The 24,583-nt window shown below is 34.7% G+C and carries 34 protein-coding genes and 1 pseudogene; 33 read left to right on the top strand and 2 right to left on the bottom strand.

What is annotated here, in order from left to right; genetic code table 11:
• Window positions 1-12: 12 nt before the first annotated feature.
• Window positions 13-3,168 carry a SusC/RagA family TonB-linked outer membrane protein gene (locus ADIWIN_RS08785; protein ID WP_020897660.1) on the bottom strand — a complete coding sequence of 1,052 codons (3,156 nt, stop codon included), beginning with the start codon at window positions 3,166-3,168 and terminating at the stop codon, window positions 13-15.
• Between the two features lie 477 nt (window positions 3,169-3,645).
• Window positions 3,646-5,079: a POTRA domain-containing protein gene (locus ADIWIN_RS08780; protein WP_235047069.1), complete on the bottom strand. Its 1,434-nt coding sequence runs from the start codon at window positions 5,077-5,079 to the stop codon at window positions 3,646-3,648.
• 432 nt (window positions 5,080-5,511) lie between these two features.
• On the opposite strand from ADIWIN_RS08780, the gene rpsL reads away from it, so the two are divergent.
• The 33 genes and pseudogenes from rpsL to carA all read left to right on the top strand — a co-directional run bounded on the left by rpsL (window position 5,512) and on the right by carA (window position 24,426).
• Window positions 5,512-5,886 carry a 30S ribosomal protein S12 gene (gene rpsL, locus ADIWIN_RS08775; protein WP_019386263.1) on the top strand — a complete coding sequence of 125 codons (375 nt, stop codon included), beginning with the start codon at window positions 5,512-5,514 and terminating at the stop codon, window positions 5,884-5,886.
• A 22-nt stretch (window positions 5,887-5,908) separates the two neighbouring features.
• Window positions 5,909-6,385, top strand: a complete 477-nt coding sequence (gene rpsG / locus ADIWIN_RS08770; protein ID WP_020897658.1) for a 30S ribosomal protein S7 — start codon at window positions 5,909-5,911, stop codon at window positions 6,383-6,385.
• A gap of 3 nt (window positions 6,386-6,388) precedes the next feature.
• Window positions 6,389-8,515: an elongation factor G gene (gene fusA / locus ADIWIN_RS08765; protein WP_020897657.1), complete on the top strand. Its 2,127-nt coding sequence runs from the start codon at window positions 6,389-6,391 to the stop codon at window positions 8,513-8,515.
• A 12-nt stretch (window positions 8,516-8,527) separates the two neighbouring features.
• Complete coding sequence (rpsJ, locus tag ADIWIN_RS08760) at window positions 8,528-8,833, top strand: 30S ribosomal protein S10 (RefSeq protein ID WP_007650482.1); 306 nt, start codon at window positions 8,528-8,530, stop codon at window positions 8,831-8,833.
• 222 nt (window positions 8,834-9,055) lie between these two features.
• Window positions 9,056-9,673, top strand: a complete 618-nt coding sequence (gene rplC / locus ADIWIN_RS08755; RefSeq protein ID WP_040756786.1) for a 50S ribosomal protein L3 — start codon at window positions 9,056-9,058, stop codon at window positions 9,671-9,673.
• A complete protein-coding gene (rplD, locus tag ADIWIN_RS08750; protein ID WP_020897655.1) occupies window positions 9,673-10,302 on the top strand; it encodes a 50S ribosomal protein L4 in 630 nt (209 codons plus the stop codon). Before rplC ends, rplD begins: the two co-directional genes overlap by 1 nt.
• A 5-nt stretch (window positions 10,303-10,307) precedes the next feature.
• Entirely contained in the window at window positions 10,308-10,598 is a 291-nt protein-coding gene (gene rplW, locus ADIWIN_RS08745; protein ID WP_020897654.1) for a 50S ribosomal protein L23, read from the top strand.
• 12 nt (window positions 10,599-10,610) lie between these two features.
• A complete protein-coding gene (gene rplB / locus ADIWIN_RS08740) occupies window positions 10,611-11,438 on the top strand; it encodes a 50S ribosomal protein L2 (protein WP_020897653.1) in 828 nt (275 codons plus the stop codon).
• A 10-nt stretch (window positions 11,439-11,448) separates the two neighbouring features.
• Window positions 11,449-11,727, top strand: coding sequence for a 30S ribosomal protein S19 (gene rpsS, locus ADIWIN_RS08735; RefSeq protein WP_020897652.1), 279 nt, complete (start codon window positions 11,449-11,451; stop codon window positions 11,725-11,727).
• A 5-nt stretch (window positions 11,728-11,732) separates the two neighbouring features.
• Window positions 11,733-12,140 carry a 50S ribosomal protein L22 gene (gene rplV, locus ADIWIN_RS08730; RefSeq protein ID WP_020897651.1) on the top strand — a complete coding sequence of 136 codons (408 nt, stop codon included), beginning with the start codon at window positions 11,733-11,735 and terminating at the stop codon, window positions 12,138-12,140.
• Window positions 12,141-12,149: 9 nt separating this feature from the next.
• Window positions 12,150-12,869 (top strand): 30S ribosomal protein S3, encoded by a 720-nt coding sequence (gene rpsC, locus ADIWIN_RS08725; RefSeq protein ID WP_020897650.1) that lies wholly within the window; start codon window positions 12,150-12,152, stop codon window positions 12,867-12,869.
• Window positions 12,870-12,889: 20 nt separating this feature from the next.
• On the top strand, window positions 12,890-13,309 hold the full coding sequence (gene rplP / locus ADIWIN_RS08720; RefSeq protein ID WP_020897649.1) for a 50S ribosomal protein L16: 420 nt from the start codon (window positions 12,890-12,892) through the stop codon (window positions 13,307-13,309).
• Window positions 13,310-13,321: 12 nt separating this feature from the next.
• Window positions 13,322-13,513 carry a 50S ribosomal protein L29 gene (gene rpmC / locus ADIWIN_RS08715; protein ID WP_020897648.1) on the top strand — a complete coding sequence of 64 codons (192 nt, stop codon included), beginning with the start codon at window positions 13,322-13,324 and terminating at the stop codon, window positions 13,511-13,513.
• 17 nt (window positions 13,514-13,530) lie between these two features.
• A complete protein-coding gene (rpsQ, locus tag ADIWIN_RS08710) occupies window positions 13,531-13,788 on the top strand; it encodes a 30S ribosomal protein S17 (protein ID WP_040756784.1) in 258 nt (85 codons plus the stop codon).
• Between the two features lie 2 nt (window positions 13,789-13,790).
• Window positions 13,791-14,159 carry a 50S ribosomal protein L14 gene (rplN, locus tag ADIWIN_RS08705; RefSeq protein WP_020897646.1) on the top strand — a complete coding sequence of 123 codons (369 nt, stop codon included), beginning with the start codon at window positions 13,791-13,793 and terminating at the stop codon, window positions 14,157-14,159.
• A gap of 12 nt (window positions 14,160-14,171) precedes the next feature.
• Window positions 14,172-14,483, top strand: coding sequence for a 50S ribosomal protein L24 (gene rplX, locus ADIWIN_RS08700; protein ID WP_020897645.1), 312 nt, complete (start codon window positions 14,172-14,174; stop codon window positions 14,481-14,483).
• A gap of 2 nt (window positions 14,484-14,485) precedes the next feature.
• Complete coding sequence (gene rplE, locus ADIWIN_RS08695; RefSeq protein WP_020897644.1) at window positions 14,486-15,037, top strand: 50S ribosomal protein L5; 552 nt, start codon at window positions 14,486-14,488, stop codon at window positions 15,035-15,037.
• A gap of 2 nt (window positions 15,038-15,039) precedes the next feature.
• A complete protein-coding gene (gene rpsN, locus ADIWIN_RS08690; RefSeq protein ID WP_020897643.1) occupies window positions 15,040-15,309 on the top strand; it encodes a 30S ribosomal protein S14 in 270 nt (89 codons plus the stop codon).
• 62 nt (window positions 15,310-15,371) lie between these two features.
• Window positions 15,372-15,769: pseudogene (gene rpsH / locus ADIWIN_RS08685) on the top strand (30S ribosomal protein S8).
• A 12-nt stretch (window positions 15,770-15,781) separates the two neighbouring features.
• Entirely contained in the window at window positions 15,782-16,324 is a 543-nt protein-coding gene (gene rplF, locus ADIWIN_RS08680; RefSeq protein WP_020897641.1) for a 50S ribosomal protein L6, read from the top strand.
• A 10-nt stretch (window positions 16,325-16,334) separates the two neighbouring features.
• The gene (gene rplR / locus ADIWIN_RS08675; RefSeq protein WP_040756781.1) at window positions 16,335-16,691 is read left to right on the top strand and encodes a 50S ribosomal protein L18; all 357 of its coding nucleotides are present in this window, start codon (window positions 16,335-16,337) and stop codon (window positions 16,689-16,691) included.
• A 6-nt stretch (window positions 16,692-16,697) separates the two neighbouring features.
• Window positions 16,698-17,222 (top strand): 30S ribosomal protein S5, encoded by a 525-nt coding sequence (gene rpsE / locus ADIWIN_RS08670; protein WP_020897639.1) that lies wholly within the window; start codon window positions 16,698-16,700, stop codon window positions 17,220-17,222.
• A gap of 13 nt (window positions 17,223-17,235) precedes the next feature.
• Window positions 17,236-17,415 (top strand): 50S ribosomal protein L30, encoded by a 180-nt coding sequence (rpmD, locus tag ADIWIN_RS08665; RefSeq protein ID WP_020897638.1) that lies wholly within the window; start codon window positions 17,236-17,238, stop codon window positions 17,413-17,415.
• A gap of 15 nt (window positions 17,416-17,430) precedes the next feature.
• On the top strand, window positions 17,431-17,883 hold the full coding sequence (gene rplO, locus ADIWIN_RS08660; protein WP_020897637.1) for a 50S ribosomal protein L15: 453 nt from the start codon (window positions 17,431-17,433) through the stop codon (window positions 17,881-17,883).
• Window positions 17,884-17,892: 9 nt separating this feature from the next.
• Complete coding sequence (gene secY / locus ADIWIN_RS08655; RefSeq protein ID WP_020897636.1) at window positions 17,893-19,257, top strand: preprotein translocase subunit SecY; 1,365 nt, start codon at window positions 17,893-17,895, stop codon at window positions 19,255-19,257.
• A gap of 9 nt (window positions 19,258-19,266) precedes the next feature.
• Window positions 19,267-19,482 carry a translation initiation factor IF-1 gene (gene infA, locus ADIWIN_RS08650; RefSeq protein ID WP_007094967.1) on the top strand — a complete coding sequence of 72 codons (216 nt, stop codon included), beginning with the start codon at window positions 19,267-19,269 and terminating at the stop codon, window positions 19,480-19,482.
• A gap of 4 nt (window positions 19,483-19,486) precedes the next feature.
• Window positions 19,487-19,603 (top strand): type B 50S ribosomal protein L36, encoded by a 117-nt coding sequence (ykgO, locus tag ADIWIN_RS20000; protein WP_008269159.1) that lies wholly within the window; start codon window positions 19,487-19,489, stop codon window positions 19,601-19,603.
• A 2-nt stretch (window positions 19,604-19,605) separates the two neighbouring features.
• Complete coding sequence (gene rpsM / locus ADIWIN_RS08645) at window positions 19,606-19,980, top strand: 30S ribosomal protein S13 (RefSeq protein ID WP_020897635.1); 375 nt, start codon at window positions 19,606-19,608, stop codon at window positions 19,978-19,980.
• A 99-nt stretch (window positions 19,981-20,079) separates the two neighbouring features.
• Complete coding sequence (gene rpsK / locus ADIWIN_RS08640) at window positions 20,080-20,463, top strand: 30S ribosomal protein S11 (protein ID WP_020897634.1); 384 nt, start codon at window positions 20,080-20,082, stop codon at window positions 20,461-20,463.
• 215 nt (window positions 20,464-20,678) lie between these two features.
• Window positions 20,679-21,284, top strand: coding sequence for a 30S ribosomal protein S4 (rpsD, locus tag ADIWIN_RS08635; protein WP_020897633.1), 606 nt, complete (start codon window positions 20,679-20,681; stop codon window positions 21,282-21,284).
• 94 nt (window positions 21,285-21,378) lie between these two features.
• Window positions 21,379-22,371 carry a DNA-directed RNA polymerase subunit alpha gene (locus ADIWIN_RS08630; RefSeq protein WP_020897632.1) on the top strand — a complete coding sequence of 331 codons (993 nt, stop codon included), beginning with the start codon at window positions 21,379-21,381 and terminating at the stop codon, window positions 22,369-22,371.
• A 116-nt stretch (window positions 22,372-22,487) separates the two neighbouring features.
• Window positions 22,488-22,964: a 50S ribosomal protein L17 gene (gene rplQ / locus ADIWIN_RS08625; RefSeq protein WP_020897631.1), complete on the top strand. Its 477-nt coding sequence runs from the start codon at window positions 22,488-22,490 to the stop codon at window positions 22,962-22,964.
• Window positions 22,965-23,322: 358 nt separating this feature from the next.
• A complete protein-coding gene (gene carA / locus ADIWIN_RS08615; protein ID WP_020897630.1) occupies window positions 23,323-24,426 on the top strand; it encodes a glutamine-hydrolyzing carbamoyl-phosphate synthase small subunit in 1,104 nt (367 codons plus the stop codon).
• The last annotated feature ends 157 nt before the right edge of the window (window positions 24,427-24,583 follow it).

The following is a 24,583-nucleotide window of genomic DNA, read 5'->3' as shown; positions in this document are numbered from 1 at the left end:
AATTATTTTTTTTTAAAATGTAACATTAAGTCTTATTCCATATCGTTTTGAGTTCGGTGCAGACTGTGTCTCAATACCTTGAAGATTACTGCTGCCATATGCAGTGATATCTGGATCAAAATTGGTGTACTTCGGAACGTTTGGTGCAAAGTACCAAAGATTGTTTCCTATGATAGATATATTTAAAGATCCAATAAATGTTTTTTCTAAAAGTTTTCTTGGAACATCATAACCTAAGGATATTTCTCTTAATCGATACACAGTTCCATCATATATATTCGCTTCATCGACACTATTAATAGCAAAAGTATTAGAATTAGTAGTAGGGGAGAAATATAAATTATTCGCCGTCAGTTGTGTTGTGTTTGGTATTTGATTACCATTTACATCTAAAATTGGCAGACCTGAAGTTGGATCACCGTAGAAACCAGGGATAATATATGTTCCTTCTCTGTCTTCTGTATCCTTAGTTACACCTCTACCTAATAGTGAACTAATTGTAGAAGAAGAGATGTCTCCACCTTCTTTCCAATCGATCTGTGCACCAAAAGTAAATCCTTTGTATTTAAGAGTGTTGATAAAACCAATCTTAAAATCTGGAGTTGGATCACCAATAACTTTATTATCTAAAGCTTGTAGAACACCTCCACCGCCTTCTTCAATTAAGAAGTTGCCGTTTGCGTCTCTCGCAAAAGCCGTCCCATAAAACACTCCAAAAGGTTGCCCTTTTTTAGCATACGCAATTTGATTAACATCAATGGCAAACTGGTCTAAACCTTCGATTAATTCGTTTACAACATTTTTGTTTTTAGTAAAAGAGGTAAACATGGTCCATGAAAAGTCGTCTGTACGAATAGGAGTTAAAGTTAACCCGATCTCGTAACCTTTGTTTTCCATTTCTCCAATGTTTGTTAGAAACGAAGAATATCCAGTTGAGTTAGGCACATTTACACCAGAAATTAAATCTGTTGTCGTTTTCGTGTAATATGTAAAATCTAGAATAATCCGCTTATTAAAAAACTCCAAATCAGCTCCAATTTCAAACTCTTCAGTATTCTCTTTAGTTAGACTAGGGTTTCCTAGTGTCGCAGGAATAAATACATTTGGTTGACCGCCCCACACAGAACCTATACCAAAAACCTTATTAATTTGATAAGGTTGTGCATCACGACTCACGTTAGCCCATCCACCACGAATTTTACCATAGTTTAAAATTTCATTATCAATACCTAACGCATCCGTGAAGACGAAAGATGCAGATACTGAAGGGTAGAATGAGCTGTTATCGTCTAGCGGTAATGTTGAGGACAAATCATTTCTAGCTGTAGCGTTTAAAAATAAATAATCTTTAAAACTTAGCCCTAGATCTCCAAACATACCAACTAATCGTCTACGCGTAGTAATATCATAATCGGATGTAACATTAGCGGTGTTGTTAATAGTAAAAATATCATCTGCAATTAGTTCTGTACCTGTATAACCTACATCATGGGTAGATTGCTGATTGACGTTATTTCCTACAATTAAATTCAAATTTATGTCGTCAGATAAGTCATAATTAAAGTTTATCGTAAGGGTAGATTCGATTTCTTCACTGTCATAATCTTCTGTAACAATACGTCCAAGAGTCGCAGCTGCTCTAGAGCCTTTATCCGTAATTTCAATTCTTCCTAGACTATATCTGTTGACCCCTAACTGATATCGTGCACTAATGTGACTATTGAAGTCATATGAGAAATTTACGTTAGCAACGGTTCTGTTTGTTCCAGTTCTGATTTGATTATGTTCCCAAGACCATAATGGATGATCCCAACCACCATTAGGTATTACAGGGGCGCCATTAGCATCTTCGTATGGTAGATTTAGATCCCAATTACGACCTAATACCAAAGTTCTAGCGAAAGAAGAAGCTGCACCAGCAAATTGATTTTCACCAAAGAAAGCACCGACTTGGTATCCGTCGGAATAACTTAAATTACCTCCAATAGTTAAGCCATTTTCTAATTTGGTATTTCCACCTACAGAAAAATTGGTTCTTTTGTAGGTGTTAAAAGGAATATAGCCTTCTTGATCTAGGTTCGAAATAGTAACATTGAAATTAGAATTTTCTCCATTAGAACTGAATGATACTGAATTATCTCTTACGAATCCTGTTTTAAATAGATCTTTTACATTATTTGGTCTAGCTTCATAAGCTACCGTCGGCCCAAATTGATCAGGGAAAGCAGTGAGTAAAGTGTTCCATGTTGGAATTGTTTCACGCGAGTCAAAACGAGCACCCCAAGATCCATTGAAATTACCGTAGCTGAAGTTGGTTCCAGGGCCATAAGTGTTTTGGTAATCTGGTAGGTTTGCTATTTTTTCAAAATATGCACCACTAGTTAAACTAACCTCAAACCCTTTTCTAGAATTTCCTCCGGATTTTCCAGATTTAGTTGTGATTACAATTACCCCGTCCACAGCCCTAGATCCGTAAAGAGCAGCGGCAACTGAACCTTTCAAGACTTGTACATCTGCAATGTTATTTGGGTCTAAGGTAGATATACCAGACTCATAACCACCACCGCCAGTAATTTGGCTTGATGTTGTGATTTGATCGTTGCTGTAAGGCGTGCCATCAACAATAAATAAAGGCTGGTTGGTTCCTTGAAAGGAAGTAGTACCTCTAATCGTGATTTTGTTGGAAGCTCCGGCAACTCCAGTGGAAACGTTAACGTTTACACCAGGGACTTTACCGTTTAATGAACGGATTAAATCTGGTTCTGAGTTGTCTACAATTTCTTCAGATGTAACTGCTTTAACAGAATATCCTAATGATTTTGCGTTTCTTTTAATACCGAAAGCTGTTACAACTACTTCATCCAAGGAGGATGCGTCTTCTTTTAGTGAAACATTAATAGTATTTGAACTACCTACTTCAACTTCTTCAGTTTTAAGTCCTATGTAGCTAATTATTATAATATCGCCTACATTAGCCTTCAGCATGAATTTACCATCGAAATCTGTCTGTGTGCCAGTTGCGGTCCCTTTAATAATGACATTAACTCCAGGTAAGGGAAGCCCTGAGTCATCAGACACCACGCCCGAAATTGTTTTTTCTTGCGCAAACGTGAGTTGTACAAGAAACACTAATAGAAGTGTTAAAAGTCCTCTGAATTTTGTTTTCATATTTATTATAGATTAGATGTGATTGTTATCAAATATGATAAAATTTTGTTAAAAAACCTATAATTATGAGATAAATTTTATTTTGTTTAATGAAATGTTTTTTTTAATAAATTGTTAAAAAAAGCTTTTATAATTAATGCCAGGTTGCTTTCTCTTAAAAGTACTATAGTAAAAGCGAATTTGTTCTTTTGACTGTAAATATTAATAATAGAGACAGTTACTAATTATGTAAGAATAACTTTCGATTGTTTCATAACTGTTTTTTTGTTTGAGATAGGATGCCATGAATTTTAAAAATAAAGACACTAACGTGTTTTAGTAGATCTAAATTTATGAATATAGTTGTATCTATATTTTTTGACTTAACTACATAATATAAGGTATGAATATTAATTATATATCTCTTAATTGTATGACCTCGTGGCTTTATTCAGTTTGCTGACATAAAGCTTTTTCTGATTCGTCTTAGTAAAGTTCTCAGAAAGTGGCGGTTAAACTAAGGTGTGCTTTCGAATCCGATAATTTAAACTGTCTATTTTCAGTTTTTCCGCTAGAGTAATTAAGACGAAAAAGTCCAGCATTGGTAAGTAGGCCAAGTCCAAAACCAAAACCAAAGAGTTTTTCTTTGTTGTCTGTAAGTTTGTTTTCAAAATATGCCGCATCTAATACAGAATGGACATATAGACTAGTGCTTAATCGGTAACGATATTCTGTACTAAGAACGCCATACAGATTAGCCACTAAGCTATTTTCTTCAAACCCACGGATAGAGTTGATGCCACCAAAACGAAACAATTCGTTATCTAAATAATTGTCAGAAGCTAATGTTGCACTGTTTATTCTGGTGTAGAAGCTGTTCTTATTATTAAGGTTAAAAATTTTATACGCGTCTAAGGTGAATATAGTTTGGTTTTCTTTTCCTAAATTATTGGTTCTGCTTCCAAGTCCAGATGAAAAATCGAACCAAAAATTCACAGGAAATAAAGGATCGTAGGGCTGTGGCTTAGTGTAATTATAATGAAGTGTGTAGTAATTCGATTTATAATCGTTTAAGATATCAGTATCATTTTCTAATAAATTAGTTGACGTAGTGGTATTGATTCCAACTCCAACTTTGTGCTGTGCATTAATGAGGTAATTAATTTTAGCATATTGTTTAGCATTTAAAAACGTTGAATCTTTTCTAAAAATGTTCAGGCCAACTTGAAGTCCTATAGGGGAGCTAAATAAATAAGGTAAATCGGCATCAACCATAAAGGTTTGTTGATCTATTTCGTCACTTTTGTATAGGAGGTTTAATGTTTCTCCAAAATTAAGATTGTTAATGAGTCGTAAATCTAAATAGCCATCAAATTCAATTTTATTGGTGTTTTCGTTGGTGCCAAAACCTAAAAAACCATCAAAGCTATTCGTTTTGGTTTTTTCTACATATATATATAGTGTAGTCGAATCTTGAGTAAAAAGTACTTCGGGATCTTTTATCTTAGAAGCAAAGCGCAGTTCATTTAATAACTCTACCTTTTCTTTTATGGCATTTAAGTTGAAGGATTTTCCAGTTTTCAACTTCATAAAATGTTTTAGATAAGATTTCGGGAACTTTTCGTAACCTTTGATAATGATCTTATCAATACGTCTTTTCTCGTTGGAAACAATTTTTAAATCTGCTGATAATAATTTGTAAGTCAACTTAGAAATATTAACAAGCTGTAATGTTGAAAACGGATCACCTTGCTCTGCTATTCTAGAATTTAAGCTTTTTAAATAAGTTTCGAGTTCTGTTATTTTAAGTTCGAAGAAATTTTCACCTTTTAAATTGTTGTTTAATTTTAAAAGGTCAACATCAAAATTTGCATCATAATACACTCTAATTTTATGTACTTGTTTACCTAATCTGAATTTCGCTATGAACAATGTGTCATTCTGTTTGCTTACAGTTTCAAGAGTGGTGTCAATATAACCTAGCTTCGTTAATTTTTCTTTTAGTTGGTTGATTTCTGCTTGTAAACCATTGTAGTTACTGAAATATTTTAAATAGCCTATAGAATCAATAACTTTAGTTGAGGCTTCGTTTTCTCCAATAATATTTAAATTAAGTGATTGAGCTATGCATTGATTTGAGAAAATCAGAAGTGAAGTAAAAAAATAATTCGGCTAAAAAACAGCATTGGCATTAAATGGAATAACTCATAATAGTAACGTAAAAATAGGGTATAATATATAGGACTTTAAAAAAAATATATATTTAATTGAAAAATTAATTCACAACTGTTTGAATTATAGATATTAATTTCTACCTTTGCAGCCCTCAAAAGTGAGGGTTAATAAAATTTTATATAGAAATATATGCCAACAATTTCACAATTAGTACGAAAAGGAAGAGCCAAAATAACCAAGAAGAGTAAATCGGCTGCTTTAGATTCGTGTCCTCAAAGACGTGGTGTATGTACTCGTGTTTATACAACGACACCTAAGAAACCTAACTCAGCAATGCGTAAGGTAGCAAGGGTTCGTTTAACAAACGGAAACGAAGTAAATGCATACATTGGTGGAGAAGGTCACAATTTACAAGAGCACTCGATAGTATTGGTTAGAGGTGGAAGGGTAAAAGATTTGCCAGGAGTTAGATATCACATCGTTCGTGGTGCTTTAGATACAGCAGGTGTATCAGGAAGAACACAACGTAGATCTAAGTATGGTGCAAAACGCCCTAAGAAGTAATTAAAAACTTTAAGAAGAAGACATGAGAAAAAGAGCAGCAAAAAAGAGACCGCTTTTACCAGATCCAAGATTCAACGATCAGTTAGTAACACGTTTTGTTAACATGATGATGTGGGACGGTAAGAAGTCTATCGCTTTTAAAGTATTCTATGATGCAATTGATATTGTTGAAGAGAAAAAGAATGATGACGAAAAAACAGCTTTAGAAATTTGGAAAGAAGCTTTATCTAACGTAATGCCTCACGTAGAAGTGCGTAGTCGTCGTGTTGGTGGTGCTACATTCCAGATTCCAATGCAGATTCGTCCAGACCGTAAGGTTTCAACTGCGATGAAATGGCTAATTAGCTTTTCACGTAAAAGAAACGAAAAATCTATGGCGCAACGTTTAGCAGCAGAAGTATTAGCTGCAGCTAAAGAAGAAGGAGCAGCTGTTAAGAAAAGAACAGATACTCATAAGATGGCAGAAGCAAATAAAGCTTTTTCACACTTTAGATTTTAAGAAATGGCAAGAGATTTAAGACTTACAAGAAATATAGGTATTGCCGCTCATATTGATGCTGGTAAAACTACAACTACAGAACGTGTTCTTTATTATACAGGTGTTTCGCATAAAATAGGTGAGGTGCATGATGGTGCTGCAACTATGGACTGGATGGAGCAAGAGCAAGAGAGAGGTATTACAATTACTTCTGCAGCTACTACTTGTGAATGGGTTTTTCCTAAAGAAAATGCAGAGCCTACTCCAGAAGCGCAGAGTTACCATTTTAATATTATTGATACTCCAGGTCACGTTGATTTTACTGTAGAAGTAAATCGTTCATTACGTGTACTTGATGGTTTAGTTTTCTTGTTTAGTGCAGTTGATGGTGTTGAGCCACAATCTGAAACTAACTGGAGACTTGCTGATAATTATAAAGTTCCTCGTATTGGTTTTGTTAACAAAATGGACCGTCAAGGGTCTGACTTTTTAAGTGTTTGTCAACAGGTAAAAGATATGTTGAAGTCTAACGCGGTGCCAATTGTTTTAAACATTGGTGACGAAGAAGATTTTAAAGGAATTATAGATTTAGTTAAGAATAGAGCTATTGTTTGGCATGATGAAACGCAAGGGGCAACTTTTGATGTTATTGAAATCCCAGAGAACCTTAAAGCTGAAGCTAAAAAATATAGAGCATTACTTATTGAAGAAGTAGCAGGTTACGATGAGAACTTATTAGAAAAGTTCATGGAAGATGAAGATTCTATTACAGAAGACGAAGTGCATGCTGCGCTTAGAGCTGCTGTAATGGATATGGCTATCATTCCTATGATTTGTGGTTCTGCTTTTAAAAATAAAGGAGTGCAGTTTTTATTAGATGCTGTATGTCGTTATTTACCTTCTCCAATGGATAAGGATGGTATCGTTGGTATGAATCCAGATACTGAAAAAGAAGAGCTTCGTAAGCCAAGTGTTAAGGAGCCTTTCGCTGCATTAGCATTTAAAATTGCTACGGATCCTTTCGTAGGTCGTTTAGCCTTTTTTAGAGCCTATTCTGGTCGTTTAGATGCAGGTTCTTACGTATTGAACAATCGTTCTGGTAAGAAAGAACGTATTTCTCGTATCTATCAGATGCATGCTAACAAACAGAATGCAATTGATTTTATAGAAGCGGGTGATATTGGAGCTGCTGTTGGATTTAAATCTATTAAAACAGGAGATACACTTACAGACGAAAAGCATCCACTTGTTTTAGAATCTATGGACTTTCCAGATCCCGTAATTGGTATCGCAGTTGAGCCTAAGACGAAAGCAGATGTTGATAAATTAGGTATTGGTTTAGCTAAATTAGCTGAAGAAGATCCAACATTTACTGTGCGTTCAGACGAAGCTTCAGGACAGACTATTATTTCTGGAATGGGTGAATTACACTTAGATGTAATTGTTGATCGTTTACGTAGAGAATTTAATGTAGAGGTTAACCAAGGTCAGCCACAAGTTGAATATAAAGAAGCTATTACACAATCTGCAGATCATAGAGAGGTTTATAAGAAACAATCTGGTGGTCGTGGTAAATTTGCTGATATCGTATTTACGATTGAACCAGCAGATGAAGGTGTTGTAGGATTGCAATTTGAATCTGTAATTAAAGGTGGTAACGTTCCTAAAGAATTTATACCTTCAATTGAAAAAGGATTTAAGATGGCTATGCAAAACGGACCATTAGCTGGTTTTGAAGTAGACGCAATGAAAGTGACATTGAGAGATGGATCTTATCACGATGTCGATTCTGATCAATTATCATTCGAATTAGCAGCTAAGCTTGGGTTTAAAAATTCAGCGAAAGCAGCGAAAGCGGTTATAATGGAACCTATCATGAAGCTTGAGGTGATTACACCAGAAGAAAACATGGGTGATATTGTAGGTGACTTAAACAGAAGAAGAGGACAAATGACAAGTATGGGTGATAGAGCTGGTGCAAAAACTGTAAAAGCTACTGTCCCATTATCTGAAATGTTTGGTTATGTAACTACATTAAGAACATTATCTTCAGGTAGAGCAACGTCAACAATGGAATTTTCACATTATGCAGAAACACCTTCTAATGTGTCTGCTGATGTAATTAAAGCAGCAAAAGGAGAACAATCTTAAAAAGTTAAGAAAATGAGTCAAAAAATTAGAATAAAATTAAAGTCTTACGATCATAACTTAGTAGATAAGTCTGCTGATAAGATTGTAAAAACAGTAAAAAGTACAGGTGCAGTAGTAACAGGACCAATTCCTTTACCAACTCACAAGAAAATTTTCACTGTATTACGTTCACCACACGTAAATAAGAAATCTAGAGAACAATTTCAATTAAGCTCTTACAAGCGTTTATTAGATATTTACTCTTCATCTTCTAAAACAATTGATGCTTTAATGAAACTTGAATTGCCAAGTGGAGTTGAAGTTGAGATCAAAGTGTAATTACACATTAACATGTCCTGAGCTGCGAGCGAAGGAAAACGGTAAAAATACAATTCAAGGCTGAAACGTATTTTCGGCCTTGTATTTTATATACACATAGACAATTCGCGAGTTGTCTTACAGATAAGCTTTAGCTTATCAAAGAACAAAAAGGTTAAGTCGCGACTTAACTAAATAAAATAACATAAGGACAAGTCAAAACTTGTTCATAAATTAAAAATTATGTCTGGGTTAATTGGAAAAAAAATCGGTATGACCAGCATTTTCGATGAAAATGGGAAGAACATTCCTTGTACAGTAATCGAAGCTGGACCATGTATCGTTACCCAAGTCAGAACTGAAGAAGTGGATGGTTATTCAGCCCTTCAATTAGGTTTCGATGACGCGACAGAAAAAAGCGCTACTAAAGCAGACTTAGGTCATGCTAAAAAAGCGGGTACTTCTGTAAAACGCAAAGTTGTTGAATTCAAAGGTTTTGATGCGGAGTACAAATTAGGTGATGCTATTACAGTAGAACAATTTATTGAAGGTGAATTTGTGGATATCGCAGGTACATCTAAAGGTAAAGGTTTTCAAGGTGTAGTAAAGCGTCACGGATTCGGTGGTGTAGGTCAAGCAACGCATGGTCAACATAACCGTTTAAGAGCTCCAGGTTCTATTGGTGCAGCTTCTTATCCTGCGAGAGTATTCAAAGGAATGAAGATGGCGGGTAGAATGGGTGGTGACACAGTTAAAGTTCAAAATTTAAGAGTTTACAAAGTAGTTCCTGAAAAGAACTTACTAGTGGTAAAAGGATGTGTTCCTGGTCACAAGAATTCTTATGTAATCATTGAGAAATAATGAAGATAGCAGTTTTAGATATAAACGGAAAAGATACGGGTAGACAAGCTGAGCTTTCTAAAGACGTATTCGCTATAGAGCCTAATAATCACGCTGTCTATTTAGATGTTAAGCAATTCTTAGCAAATCAAAGACAAGGGACGCACAAGGCAAAAGAAAGAGCAGAAATCTCTGGAAGTACACGTAAGATAAAGAAACAGAAAGGTACTGGTACTGCGAGAGCAGGTAGTATTAAGTCTGGTGTATTTAGAGGTGGTGGTCGTATGTTTGGTCCTAGACCAAGAAATTATGGTTTTAAGTTAAATAAAAACCTTAAGCGATTAGCACGTAGATCTGCATTAAGTATTAAAGCAAATGATAAGTCAATTTTAGTATTGGAAGATTTCAGTTTTGAAGCTCCAAAGACTAAAAATTTCCTCAATGTTTTAAAGGCTTTAGAGGTTGAAAACAAAAAATCTCTTATTGTGTTGGGTGGTACAAATAATAATGTATATTTGTCCTCACGCAATTTTAAAGGTTCTGAAGTTATAACGGCCTCAGAATTAAGTACTTATAAAATTATGAATGCTAATAAAGTGATTCTAATTGAAAGTGCTTTAGAAGGAATTGAATCGAATTTAAGTAAATAGAACAGATGAGTATCTTAAGAAAACCTATAATCACAGAAAAGGCAACGAAACAAAGTGAGTTGTTTAATGCATATGCATTTGAAGTGAACACTAAGGCGAACAAGGTAGAAATCAAAAAAGCAGTGGAAGCTGCTTATGGAGTTTCTGTTGAAAAAGTTCGTACAATAAATGTCCGTCCAGATCGTAAGACCAAGTTTACAAAAACTGGTGTTCAGCATGGTAAAACAAATGCTATTAAAAAAGCAATTGTACAACTGGCGGAAGGTGAAACAATAGATTTATACACTAACATGTAATTTTAGACATTAATGTCAGTAAGAAAATTAAAACCGATCACATCAGGTCAGCGATTTAGAGTAGTAAATGGATTTGACGCCATTACTACTGATAAGCCGGAGAAAAGCTTGCTTGCTCCGAAAAAGAGATCTGGTGGTAGAAACAGTCAAGGAAAAATGACGATTCGCCAAGTAGGTGGAGGTCATAAGAAAAGGTATCGTATTATCGATTTCAAACGTAATAAAGCTGGGATTCCTGGTGAAGTTAAGTCAATTGAATACGATCCGAACAGAACAGCATTTATTGCGCTATTAAACTACCAAGATGGTGAGAAACGTTACGTTATCGCTCAAAATGGTTTACAAGTAGGGCAAAACATAGTGTCTGGTGAAACAGGTATAGCTCCTGAAATTGGGAATGCAATGCCTTTAAGTGAAATACCATTAGGAACAATTATTTCTTGTATTGAGTTACGTCCTGGACAAGGTGCTGTAATGGCTCGTAGTGCTGGTGCATTTGCTCAGTTAATGGCAAGAGGTGATAAATTTGCTACAGTAAAGTTACCGTCTGGTGAAACTAGAATGATTCTAGTAACCTGTATGGCTACTATTGGTGCGATTTCAAATTCAGATCATCAATTACTAGTATCTGGTAAAGCAGGTAGAAGTAGATGGTTAGGAAGACGTCCAAGAGTAAGACCAGTAGTGATGAACCCAGTCGATCACCCAATGGGTGGTGGTGAAGGTAAATCTTCAGGTGGTCATCCAAGATCTAGAAACGGTATTCCTGCTAAAGGATTTAGAACACGTTCTAAGACAAAGGCGAGTAATAAGTATATTGTAGAACGTAGAAAGAAATAATTAAGATAGTATGGCACGTTCATTAAAAAAAGGACCTTATATCCACTATAAATTAGATAAGAAAGTTGCAGAAAATGTAGCTTCAAACAAAAAGACGGTGATCAAAACTTGGTCTAGGGCTTCAATGATTTCTCCGGATTTCGTTGGACAAACTATAGCAGTTCACAATGGTCGTCAATTTGTTCCAGTATTTGTTACTGAAAATATGGTAGGTCATAAATTAGGAGAATTTTCACCAACAAGATCTTTTAGAGGTCATGCAGGTGCTAAGAATAAAGGTAAAAAATAAGAATCATGGGAAGTCGTAAAAAACAAATGGCGGAAGCTATTAAAGCCGAGAAAAAGCAGGTTGCTTTTGCAAAGCTAAATAACTGTCCTACATCTCCAAGAAAAATGCGTTTAGTAGCGGATTTAGTTAGAGGTGAGAAGGCGGAGAAAGCTCTTCAGATTCTTAGATTTAGTCAAAAAGAAGCGTCACGTCGTTTAGAAAAACTTGTAATGTCTGCAATTGCAAACTGGCAAGCTAAAAACGAAGATGCTGATGTTGAAGAAGCTAAATTGTTTATCAAAGAAATTAGAGTAGATGGTGGTTCTATGTTAAAGAGATTGCGTCCAGCACCTCAAGGTAGAGCACACAGAATTAGAAAGAGATCTAATCACGTAACAGTGATTGTAGATGCAATAAATAAAACACAAAGCTAAGATAGAGATATGGGACAAAAGACAAATCCAATCGGAAATCGCTTAGGAATTATCAGAGGATGGGAGTCTAACTGGTACGGAGGAAACGATTATGGTGATAAACTTGCCGAAGACGATAAGATTAGAAAATACGTTCACGCGCGTTTATCTAAAGCTAGTGTAAGTAGAGTAATTATTGAGCGTACGCTTAAACTTGTAACCGTTACTATCACTACTGCTAGACCTGGTATTATTATCGGTAAAGGTGGCCAAGAGGTAGATAAGTTAAAAGAAGAGCTTAAGAAAATTACTGGCAAAGAAGTTCAATTGAACATCTTTGAAATTAAAAGACCTGAACTAGATGCATTTTTAGTAGCAGCAAGTGTTGCTCGTCAAATTGAAAGCCGAATTTCATATAGACGTGCAATAAAAATGGCTATTGCCGCTGCCATCCGTATGAATGCTGAAGGAATTAAAATTCAGATTAGTGGTCGTTTGAATGGTGCTGAAATGGCACGTTCTGAACACTATAAAGAAGGACGTATTCCTTTGTCTACTTTTAGAGCTGATATTGATTATGCTCTAGTAGAAGCACATACTACTTATGGTAGATTGGGCATCAAAGTTTGGATAATGAAAGGCGAAGTATATGGTAAAAGAGAACTTTCTCCATTAGTCGGTTTATCTAAACAACAAAAAGGTAAAGGTGGACGTGGTGGAAACAAGAACCAATCTCGTCGTAGAAAGTAATTTTTTAAAGAAAAGACAAAATGTTACAGCCTAAAAGAACAAAATTTCGTAAGCAGCAAAAAGGACGTATGAAAGGAAATGCGGGAAGAGGTCATTTGTTATCAAATGGAACTTTCGGTATTAAATCATTAGAATCAACTTTTATTACTGCACGTCAAATAGAAGCAGCGCGTATTGCCGCTACTCGTTACATGAAAAGAGAAGGATCGTTATGGATTAAAATTTTTCCAGACAAGCCTATCACAAAGAAACCTCTTGAAGTACGTATGGGTAAAGGTAAAGGTGCCGTTGAATATTGGGCAGCAGTTGTAAGACCAGGACGTATGTTATTTGAAATAAGCGGTGTGCCATTAGAAACAGCTCAAGAAGCGCTTCGATTGGCAGCACAGAAACTTCCTGTAAAAACTAAGTTTATCATAGCTAGAGATTACGAAGCTTAATAGAAAGATATTATGAAGCAATCAGAAATTAAACAGCTTTCAATAGCTGAGTTACAAGAGAAACTTAGTGAATCTAAGAAGAGTTATACGGACCTGAAAATGGCTCATACAATTTCTCCTTTAGATAACCCAATTCAGTTACGAGTAGCTCGTCGCACAGTAGCTAGAGTAGCAACAGAATTAACTAATAGAGACGTACAATAATTGTATTCTGCTGAAAGATGGAAAAAAGAAACTTAAGAAAAGAACGTATAGGGATCGTAACTAGTAACAAAATGGAGAAATCTATTGTTGTTTCAGAAGTTAAGAAGGTAAAACACCCTATGTATGGAAAATTCGTGTTAAAGACTAAGAAATATGTCGCACACGATGAGACAAACGACTGCAACGAAGGAGATACAGTAAAGATCATGGAAACACGACCTTTAAGTAAATCTAAATGTTGGAGATTAGTAGAAATAATTGAAAGAGCGAAGTAATTATGTTACAACAAGAATCAAGATTAAAAGTAGCTGATAACACTGGTGCAAAGGAAGTTTTAACTATCCGTGTACTAGGTGGAACCAAAAGAAGGTATGCTTCTGTAGGGGATAAAATCGTAGTATCTGTAAAAGATGCTGCACCAAACGGTAGCATTAAGAAAGGTGCTGTTTCTACAGCAGTTGTTGTACGTACAGCTAAAGAAGTAAGACGTCCTGATGGATCTTATATTAGATTTGATGACAATGCATGTGTGCTTTTAAATCCTCAAGGGGAGATGAGAGGAACTCGTGTCTTTGGTCCTGTAGCAAGAGAACTTCGTGATAAACAATTCATGAAAATAGTATCATTAGCACCAGAAGTGCTTTAATTGATAAATAAAATGACAAAGCTTAAAATAAAATCAGGAGATACAGTAAAAGTAATCGCTGGTGATCATAAAGGATCAGAAGGTAAAGTACTTAAAGTATTAATAGATAAGAACAAAGCCATCGTGGAAGGTGTAAATATGGTTAAGAAACATACTAAACCAAGTGCACAAAGTCCTCAAGGTGGTATTGTAGAGAAAGAAGCATCTATGCATATCTCTAACTTATCGTTGTTAACTTCTAAAGGAGAAACAACTAGAGTTGGTTATAAAATGGATGGCGATAATAAAGTGAGATTTTCTAAAAAATCTAATGAAGTAATTTAACTATGGCTTACGTTGCAAGATTAAAACAAGAGTACAAGGACAAAATTGTTCCTGCTCTTACGGAAGAATTTGGATATAAAAATGTAATGCAAGTACCTAAGCTTACTAAGATAGTAATATCTAAAGGTGTTGGTGCTGCTGTTGCGGATAAGAAATTAATCGATCACGCAGTAGAAGAACTTACAAAAATATCAGGACAGAAAGCTATACATACAATGTCTAAGAAAGATGTTGCTTCTTTTAAGTTACGTAAAGGGATGCCAATTGGTGCCAAAGTAACATTAAGAGGAGAGCAAATGTATGAGTTCTTAGATCGTTTAGTAACTTCAGCTTTACCACGAGTAAGAGATTTCAACGGAATTAAAGCTACAGGTTTTGATGGACGTGGAAACTATAACTTAGGTATTGTAGAGCAAATTATTTTTCCAGAAATAGATATTGATAAAGTCAATAAAATTTCAGGAATGGATATCACATTTGTGACTTCTGCTGAAACCGATAAGGAAGCAAAGTCTTTATTAACAGAACTAGGATTACCATTTAAAAAGAATTAATTATGGCTAAAGAATCAATGAAAGCCCGTGAGGTTAAGCGTTCTAAAACGGTAGCTAAATATGCAGAGAAACGTAAAGCTTTAAAAGAAGCTGGCGATTATGAAGCATTACAAAAGTTACCTAAAAATGCATCACCTATACGTCAGCACAACCGTTGCAAACTTACAGGAAGACCTAAAGGTTACATGAGACAATTTGGAATTTCTCGTGTAATGTTTAGAGAAATGGCTAACCAAGGATTAATTCCTGGTGTTAGAAAAGCAAGTTGGTAAAATTATAAATTGGTTTCAGGTTTGGCAATAGTGCTGAAAACCGCTACCGCAAATTAATACATATGAACACAGATCCAATAGCGGATTATTTAACGCGAGTTAGAAACGCAGTAAAGGCAAATCACAGAGTGGTTGAGATTCCTGCATCTAACTTAAAAAAGAAATAACTAAGATTTTATTCGATCAAGGATTTATCTTAAGTTATAAGTTTGACGATTCTTCAGTACAAGGTACTATCAAAATTGCTTTGAAGTACAGCAAAGACACTAAAGAGTCAGTCATCAAAAAAATTCAAAGAATCAGTAAACCAGGTTTACGTAAATATGCTTCTTCTAACGAAATGCCAAGAATCCTTAACGGTTTAGGTATTGCAATTGTTTCTACATCTCACGGAGTGATGACAGGAAAACAAGCGCAGAGAGAAAATGTTGGTGGTGAAGTTATTTGTTACGTATACTAAAAACAGGAAATTATGTCAAGAATAGGTAAAAACCCAATAACAGTTCCTGAAGGTGTAACACTTGAGATTAAAGACAACATGATTACCGCTAAAGGTAAACTTGGAGAGTTAACTCAGGAGTATTCGGAGATTGAGATTACATTAGAAGACGGAACTATTACTTTAGATCGTGCTTCTGATAAGAAAGATTTAAGAGCAAAACATGGTCTTTACAGAGCATTAATTGCTAATATGATAGAAGGTGTTTCAAAAGGCTGGACCAAAGAACTAGAATTAGTTGGTGTAGGATATAGAGCATCTAATCAAGGACAAAAATTAGATTTAGCCGTAGGATTTTCTCATAATATTGTTTTGGACATCGCTCCAGAAGTAACAGTAGAGACAATCTCAGAAAAAGGTAAGAATCCAAGAGTTAAATTAACGTCTTTTGACAAACAATTAGTTGGCCAAGTTGCTGCAAAGATTCGCGGTTTTAGAAGGCCAGAACCTTACAAAGGAAAAGGTATCAAGTTTGTTGGTGAAGAAATTAGAAGAAAAGCAGGTAAATCAGCTTAATAATTAAGTTATGGCATTGACAAAGAACGAAAGAAGATTAAGAATAAAGAGCAGAATCCGTAAGGTAGTATCTGGTACTGAAACAAGACCAAGATTGGCTGTTTTTAGAAGTAATAAAGAAATTTATGCTCAAGTTGTAGATGATGTTACTGGTAAAACTTTAGCTGCTGCATCTTCAAGAGATAAGGACATTGTAAAGTCTAAAGGAAATAAGACAGAAGTAGCTACTTTAGTAGGTAAAGCTGTTGGTGAAAAAGCTAAGAAGGCTGGTGTTGATACTATTTCTTTTGATAGAGGTGGTTACTTATATCATGGTAGAGTAAAATCATTAGCAGAAGGTGCTAGAGAAGCAGGACTTAAATTTTAAGACATTATGTATCAAAAATATAAAAACGCAGAGCTTGTTAAACCAAGCGGATTAGAATTAAAAGATCGCTTAGTTGGCGTTCAGCGTGTAACTAAAGTAACAAAAGGTGGTAGAGCATTTGGTTTTTCTGCAATTGTTGTTGTAGGTGACGAAACAAATGTTGTAGGACAAGGTTTAGGTAAGTCTAAAGATGTTGCTACCGCAATTGCTAAAGCTGTTGAAGATGCTAAGAAAAACTTAGTGAGAATTCCTATTCTTAAAGGAACTATTCCACATGAGCAAAAAGGTAAATACGGTGGAGCAAGAGTTAACATAATTCCAGCTGCACCTGGTACAGGAGTTATTGCAGGTGGTGCGGTAAGAGTTGTTCTTGAGGCAGTAGGTATACATGATGTATTATCTAAGTCACAAGGATCTTCTAACCCTCACAATGTAGTAAAAGCAACTTTTGATGCTTTATTACAATTGAGAGATGCTAAGTCTGTAGCTAAAGAGCGTGGTATTTCACTTGAAAAAGTATTTAACGGATAATCGATAGGATAAGATGGCAAAGATTAAAGTAAAGAAAGTAAAAAGCGCAATCAATCGTACTAAAAGACAAAAGCTTACATTAGCAGCTTTAGGTCTAAAGAAGATTGGTCAAGTTGTAGAGCACGACGCCACACCAAACATCCTTGGTATGGTTAAGAAAGTTGAACACTTAGTTTCTGTAGAAGAAGCTTAATAATATAACTTAAAAATGGATTTAAGTAATTTAAAACCTGCAGAAGGTTCAGTAAAAAATCAAGGAAAACGTATTGGACGTGGACAAGGATCTGGTAAAGGTGGTACTGCAACTCGTGGTCACAAAGGTGCAAAGTCTCGTTCAGGTTATTCTAAGAAATTAGGATTTGAAGGTGGTCAAATGCCATTACAACGACGTGTTCCTAAATTTGGATTTACAAATATTAACAGAGTAGAATATCAAGGTATAAACTTAGATACTTTACAAAAGTTAATAGATGAAAAAGTAATTAAGGATAGTGTTAGTTTTGAATCTTTCGTAACTATGGGATTAGCTGGTAAAAATGAACTAGTTAAAATTTTAGGTAGAGGTGAGTTAAAATCAAAATTAACAGTAACTGCTCATAAATTTACTGCTACGGCAAAGGCTGCTATTGAAGCTGCTGGTGGTGAAGCTGTAACTTTATAAGATTATAGGATGAAAATAATAGAAACATTAAAAAACGTTTGGAAAATCACAGAACTTAAGGATAGAATTATTCTAACCTTAGGTCTGTTATTAGTGTATCGTTTTGGTGCTCAGGTAGTATTACCGGGCATTAATATTGATGCGTTAGGTGGTTTGCAAGCTGGTATGGATGGTGGTATATTAGGGTTGTTAAATGCATTTACAGGTGGAGCATTTGCTAACGCCTCAGTATTTGCTTTAGGTATTATGCCTTACATTTCTGCTTCCATTGTTGTTCAATTAATGGGTATTGCGATTCCTTATCTACAAAAACTTCAGAAAGAAGGAGCTAGTGGTCAGAAGAAAATCACACAAATTACACGTTGGTTAACCATCGGTATTTGTATGGTTCAAGCTCCAGGCTATTTGGCTAGTATTCCAGGATTATCAGGTTCCTCTTCAATGAGTGCTATGTTAGTTCCTGGTTTTAATGAAAATATATTTTACTTTTCTTCAGTAATTATTTTAGTAACTGGTTGTGTATTCGCAATGTGGTTAGGTGAAAAAATTACAGACAAAGGAATAGGGAATGGTATTTCATTACTAATTATGGTTGGAATTATAGCAACATTACCACAATCATTTATTCAAAATGCTGCTTCTCGTTTAGAAGGTGGTAACGGTGGATTCATGATGATCTTAATAGAAATGGTAATTTGGTTCCTTATTATATTAGCATCTATATTCTTAGTAATGGCAGTTAGAAAGATAGCTGTTCAGTACGCAAGGAGAACTGCTTCTGGTGGTTATGAAAAGAATGTATTCGGTTCACGTCAGTTTTTACCTTTAAAGCTTAATGCTTCGGGTGTAATGCCAATTATCTTTGCACAAGCAATTATGTTTGTTCCTAGTTTAATAGGTGGTTCTGCTTGGTTAAAAGATACTAGCACGGGAGTTTGGATGCAAACTAATTTTCAAGACATGTTTGGGTTCTGGTACAATTTAATATTTGCTTTATTAATTATAGTATTTACCTATTTCTATACGGCAATTACAGTACCAACAAACAAGATGGCAGATGATTTAAAACGTAGTGGTGGATTTATTCCTGGTATACGTCCAGGATCTGAAACCTCTGAGTATTTAGACAAAATTATGTCACAGATAACCTTACCAGGTTCTATATTTCTAGCTTTAGTTGCTGTTTTTCCAGCATTCGTTATGAAATTAATGAGCGTGCAAGCAGGTTGGGCATTATTCTTTGGTGGTACATCTTTATTAATTATGGTTGGTGTGGCTATTGATACTATGCAACAGATAAATTCTTATTTATTGAATAAGCATTATGATGGCTTGATGAAAACAGGAAAGAACAGAAAAGCGGTTGCGCAATAAGATATAATTATGGCAAAACAAGCGGCAATAGAACAAGACGGAACAATTATAGAGGCATTATCAAATGCTATGTTTCGTGTTGAATTAGAAAATGGTCATATAGTGACTGCACATATCTCTGGTAAGATGCGTATGCATTATATTAAATTACTACCAGGAGATAAAGTGAAATTAGAAATGAGTCCTTACGATTTAACGAAGGCTCGCATAACATATAGATACTAATACGATGAAAGTTAGAGCATCAGTAAAGAAAAGAAGCGCAGACTGTAAGTTGGTGCGCAGGAAAGGTAGACTTTACGTCATTAACAAAAAGAATCCTAGATTCAAACAAAGACAAGGGTAATTATGGCAAGAATTGCAGGTGTAGACATACCAAAACAGAAAAGAGGAGTTATCTCTTTAACTTATATCTACGGAGTAGGTAGAAGTAGATCTCAAGAAATTTTAGCAGCAGCTAAAGTTGATGAGAACACAAAAGTACAAGATTGGACTGATGACGAAATTGGAGCAATCCGAGAAGCTGTTGGAACTTTTAAAATCGAAGGTGAATTACGTTCGGAAACACAGATGAACATTAAGCGATTAATGGATATTGGATGTTATAGAGGTATTCGTCATAGAGTTGGTCTTCCATTAAGAGGTCAACGTACTAAGAATAACTCACGTACAAGAAAAGGAAGACGTAAAACAGTTGCTAACAAGAAGAAAGTAACTAAGTAATAATAGTCTTTAGTCTATTAGACGTTGGAAAGAATCTGTTTGAAATTTAACGGTTTAGGATTCTAGCGACTATAAACTAATACTAAAAGCTAAAATAAAATGGCAAAAGCAAGTACTAAAAAACGTAAAGTTATAGTTGATGCAATTGGAGAAGCTCATATCACAGCATCTTTTAACAACATCATTATTTCTTTAACAAACAAAAAAGGTGACGTAATTTCATGGTCATCAGCTGGTAAAATGGGCTTTAGAGGTTCTAAAAAGAATACACCTTACGCTGCGCAGTTAGCTGCAGAAGATGCGTCGGCAGTAGCTAAAGAAGCTGGTTTAAAGAAAGTGAAAGTATACGTAAAAGGACCAGGTAACGGTAGAGAATCTGCAATAAGATCTATACACAATGCTGGTATTGAAGTTTCAGAAATCATTGATGTAACTCCATTACCACATAACGGTTGTCGTCCGCCAAAAAGACGTAGAGTTTAATCTGAATTCTATTCAGTTTTCTAATTATAACAGTTAGAAATACTTACTTAAATTTATTAATAAACTAATATCTCACATTTATGTGCTGATATTAGTTTATTTTGTATAAATTTGCAAACTGAAAAATATTAACAAGTATCAACAAGAGATCAACGATTTTTGAAGGATAAGATTAAGACCTTAATTCATTTATCACTCTTAAAAAACAATTTAAAATGGCAAGATATACTGGTCCTAAAACTAAAATAGCTCGTAAATTTGGACAAGCTATTTTCGGAGACGACAAAGCCTTCGAAAAAAGAAATTATCCTCCAGGACAACACGGAAACGCAAGACGTCGTGGGAAAAAATCTGAATACTCAGTTCAGTTAATGGAAAAGCAAAAAGCTAAATATACTTATGGTATTTTAGAAAAGCAATTCAGAAACATGTTCAAAAGAGCAACATCTGCTAAAGGAATTACTGGTGAAGTTTTACTTCAATCATGTGAGTCTCGTTTAGACAACGTTGTTTATAGAATGGGAATCTCTCCTTCTAGAAGTGGTGCAAGACAATTAGTATCTCACAGACATATCACAGTAAACGGTGAAAAGGTAAACATTCCTTCTTACCAATTAAAAGCTGGTGATGTGGTAGGTGTTAGAGAAAAGTCTAAATCATTAGAAGCGATACAAAATTCATTGTCTAATTCTAGCAATGTTTTTGAATGGATTACTTGGAATACAAGCACAATGGAAGGTACTTATGTTGCTGTTCCTGCAAGAATCCAAATTCCAGAACAAATCAACGAGCAATTGATCGTTGAACTTTACTCTAAATAATAACTAATCATATTGGTATTTAGCCAAAGGATTTATTAGTCTTCTTCATACTTTTAAATCGCGCAACTAAATAACAATTAAAACGAAGAATAATATGGCAATATTAAATTTTCAGAAACCGGATAAAGTAATCATGATTGATTCTACTGATTTCGAAGGTAAATTTGAATTTAGACCTTTAGAACCAGGATACGGATTAACAGTAGGTAATGCTTTACGAAGAGTTTTATTATCTTCTTTAGAAGGTTTTGCAATTACTTCTGTGAGAATAGAAGGTGTAGATCATGAGTTTTCTACTATCGCTGGTGTTGTTGAAGATGTTACTGAAATGATTTTGAACTTAAAGCAAGTTAACTTTAAGCGTCAAATTGATGAAGTTGATAACGAAACTGTTACAATTTCTATCTCAGGACAAAATCAAATTACAGCTGGTGATTTTCAGAAGTTTATTTCTGGTTTCCAAGTATTAAATACAGATTTAGTAATCTGTAACTTAGATCCTAAAGTAAACATCAATATGGAATTGACTATTGAAAAAGGAAGAGGTTATGTTCCAGCAGAAGAAAATAAGAAAGCTTCAGCAGCAATAGGAACAATCTTTACAGATTCAATTTTTACACCAATCCAGAATGTAAAATATGCTATCGAAAACTTCCGTGTTGAGCAAAAAACGGATTACGAAAAATTAGTTTTTGAAATTAGAACTGATGGCTCTATCAATCCTAAAGATGCTTTAACAGAAGCTGCTAAAATATTAATTCACCACTTCATGTTATTCTCAGATGAGCGTATCACTTTAGAAGCTGATGAAATAGCACAGACTGAAACTTATGATGAAGAATCTCTTCACATGAGACAACTATTGAAAACTAAACTAGTTGATATGGATCTTTCTGTACGTGCGCTTAATTGTTTAAAAGCTGCAGAAGTAGATACTTTAGGTGACTTAGTATCATTCAATAAAAACGATTTAATGAAATTCAGAAACTTCGGTAAGAAGTCTTTAACTGAGCTAGAAGAACTAGTGAATGTAAAAGGTTTAAACTTCGGAATGGACTTAAGCAAATATAAATTAGATAAAGACTAAATATAGTTTGCCATTGCTGTTTTTATGGGAGTGGCATTCATATTTTAAATAATTATTAATAATCATATTTTGCTCCTCAATAAAGAGTTTAGTAGCAAGATGATAAAACAAAAGTCATGAGACACGGAAAAAAATTCAACCACTTAGGAAGACAAACAGCACACAGAAAGTCAATGTTAGCAAATATGGCTTGTTCTTTAATAGAGCACAAGCGTATTAACACTACCGTTGCAAAAGCCAAAGCTTTAAAGCAGTTTGTAGAACCTATGATTACAAAATCTAAAACAGATACGACGCACAACAGACGTATTGTTATGGCTAAGCTAAGACAAACAGAAGTGGTTGCAGAATTGTTTAGAGATGTAGCACCAAAGATTGGTGATCGTCCAGGTGGTTACACACGTATCATCAAATTAGGAAACAGATTAGGTGATAACGCTGATATGGCAATGATAGAATTAGTTGATTACAACGAAATCTACAATGCTGATAAAGCACCTAAGAAAACAACTCGTAGAAGTAGAAGAGGTGGTAGTAAAGCTGCTGCGGCACCAGCTACTGAATCTAAAGCTTCAAACGAAGAAGAAGAATAGTAAATATGCTAACGAAGGTTCGAGAAGATTTTCAATGCAATATGTATAAAAAATTTATACTGGCTTTCGTATTATACAAATCTCGATTATCGAGTGTTAATAAGCATTAATAAATAAAAAGGATAGACTGTTTCAGTTTATCCTTTTTTTTGGATTTTTGCAAAGTATAGAAGAATGATTTGGGCGTTACCCAACAAGTTTTTAAGAAAACTTATTCGGTCACGCTTTCACTACTCGCTCTCTGCGAGGAGCTCAAACAAACCGTTCAATCACTAACGCAAAACATAGGTTATAAAAGCCTACAAGAAACGAGTAACAATATCGATTTAACAGCAATAAACGACTCAACGCAACGACAATGAAATACAAACAAAGAAAAAAAGCCTTTATTCTTTTAGCAGACGGAACAATTTTTCATGGTAAGTCCATAGGAAAAGAAGGTTCTGCTTTTGGTGAAGTTTGTTTTAATACTGGTACAACAGGTTATCAAGAAATATTCACGGATCCTTCTTATTATGGTCAACTCATGGTAACGACCAATGCACATATTGGTAATTACGGAACCAAAGAAGACGAAGTAGAATCTGATGACGTAAAAATAGCAGGTTTAATTTGTAAGAACTTCAGTTTTAATTATTCTAGACCAGCAGCAGATGCGTCCTTAGAAGAGTTCTTTGAAAAGCATAATACCTTAGCCATTGCAGACGTCGATACAAGAGCATTAGTAAGCTACATTAGAGATAATGGAGCTATGAATGCCGTAATTACTACTGAGGTTGATAATATAGACGCACTAAAAGAGCAATTAGCAGAATTCCCTTCAATGAAAGGTTTAGAATTAGCATCAAAAGTGTCAACCAAGGAACCTTATTTTGTTGGTGATGAAAACGCAACATATAAAATTGCAGCTTTAGATATCGGTATCAAAAAGAATATTCTTAGAAACCTAGCTAAGCGAGATGCTTACATAAAAGTGTTTCCATACAATTCAAAATTTGAAGAGTTAGAAGCTTTTAATCCAGATGGCTATTTCTTATCTAACGGACCTGGTGATCCAGAACCATTATCTGATGCTATCAATTTGGCTAAAGAGATTATTGCAAATAACAAACCCTTATTCGGAATTTGCCTAGGACATCAAGTCATTGCTTTGGCCAATGGCATTTCAACTTATAAAATGCATAATGGTCACAGAGGTATCAATCACCCTGTAAAAAATTTGGTGACAGGTAAAGGTGAAATCACCTCTCAAAATCACGGATTTGCTATCAATAGAGAAGAAACTGAAGCCAATTCTAATGTTGAAATAACACATGTGCATTTAAATGATCATACTGTTGCGGGTATCAAACTAAAAGACAAAAACTGTTTTTCAGTTCAGTACCATCCTGAGGCAAGTCCTGGACCAAATGACTCCTTGTATTTGTTTGACCAGTTTATAGAAAATATAAAAAATAATTAAAACAATTTCATTTTCTAAAATAGACAACGCAATAAAATTTAATTTTTATTGCGTTTTTTCGTTACTACAAACTAACAGTAAAAAGTATTTTGTTTATTCTTATATCTAGAAATAAATATCTTATTTAGAAGTAGATTTAAAATGTTAAATATCAGTT

It is taken from the genome of Winogradskyella psychrotolerans RS-3, from assembly GCF_000427335.1.
Lineage (GTDB): Bacteria > Bacteroidota > Bacteroidia > Flavobacteriales > Flavobacteriaceae > Winogradskyella > Winogradskyella psychrotolerans.
Note: the sequence above shows the minus strand (reverse complement) of the source record. Positions and strands in the feature narration are given on the sequence as shown.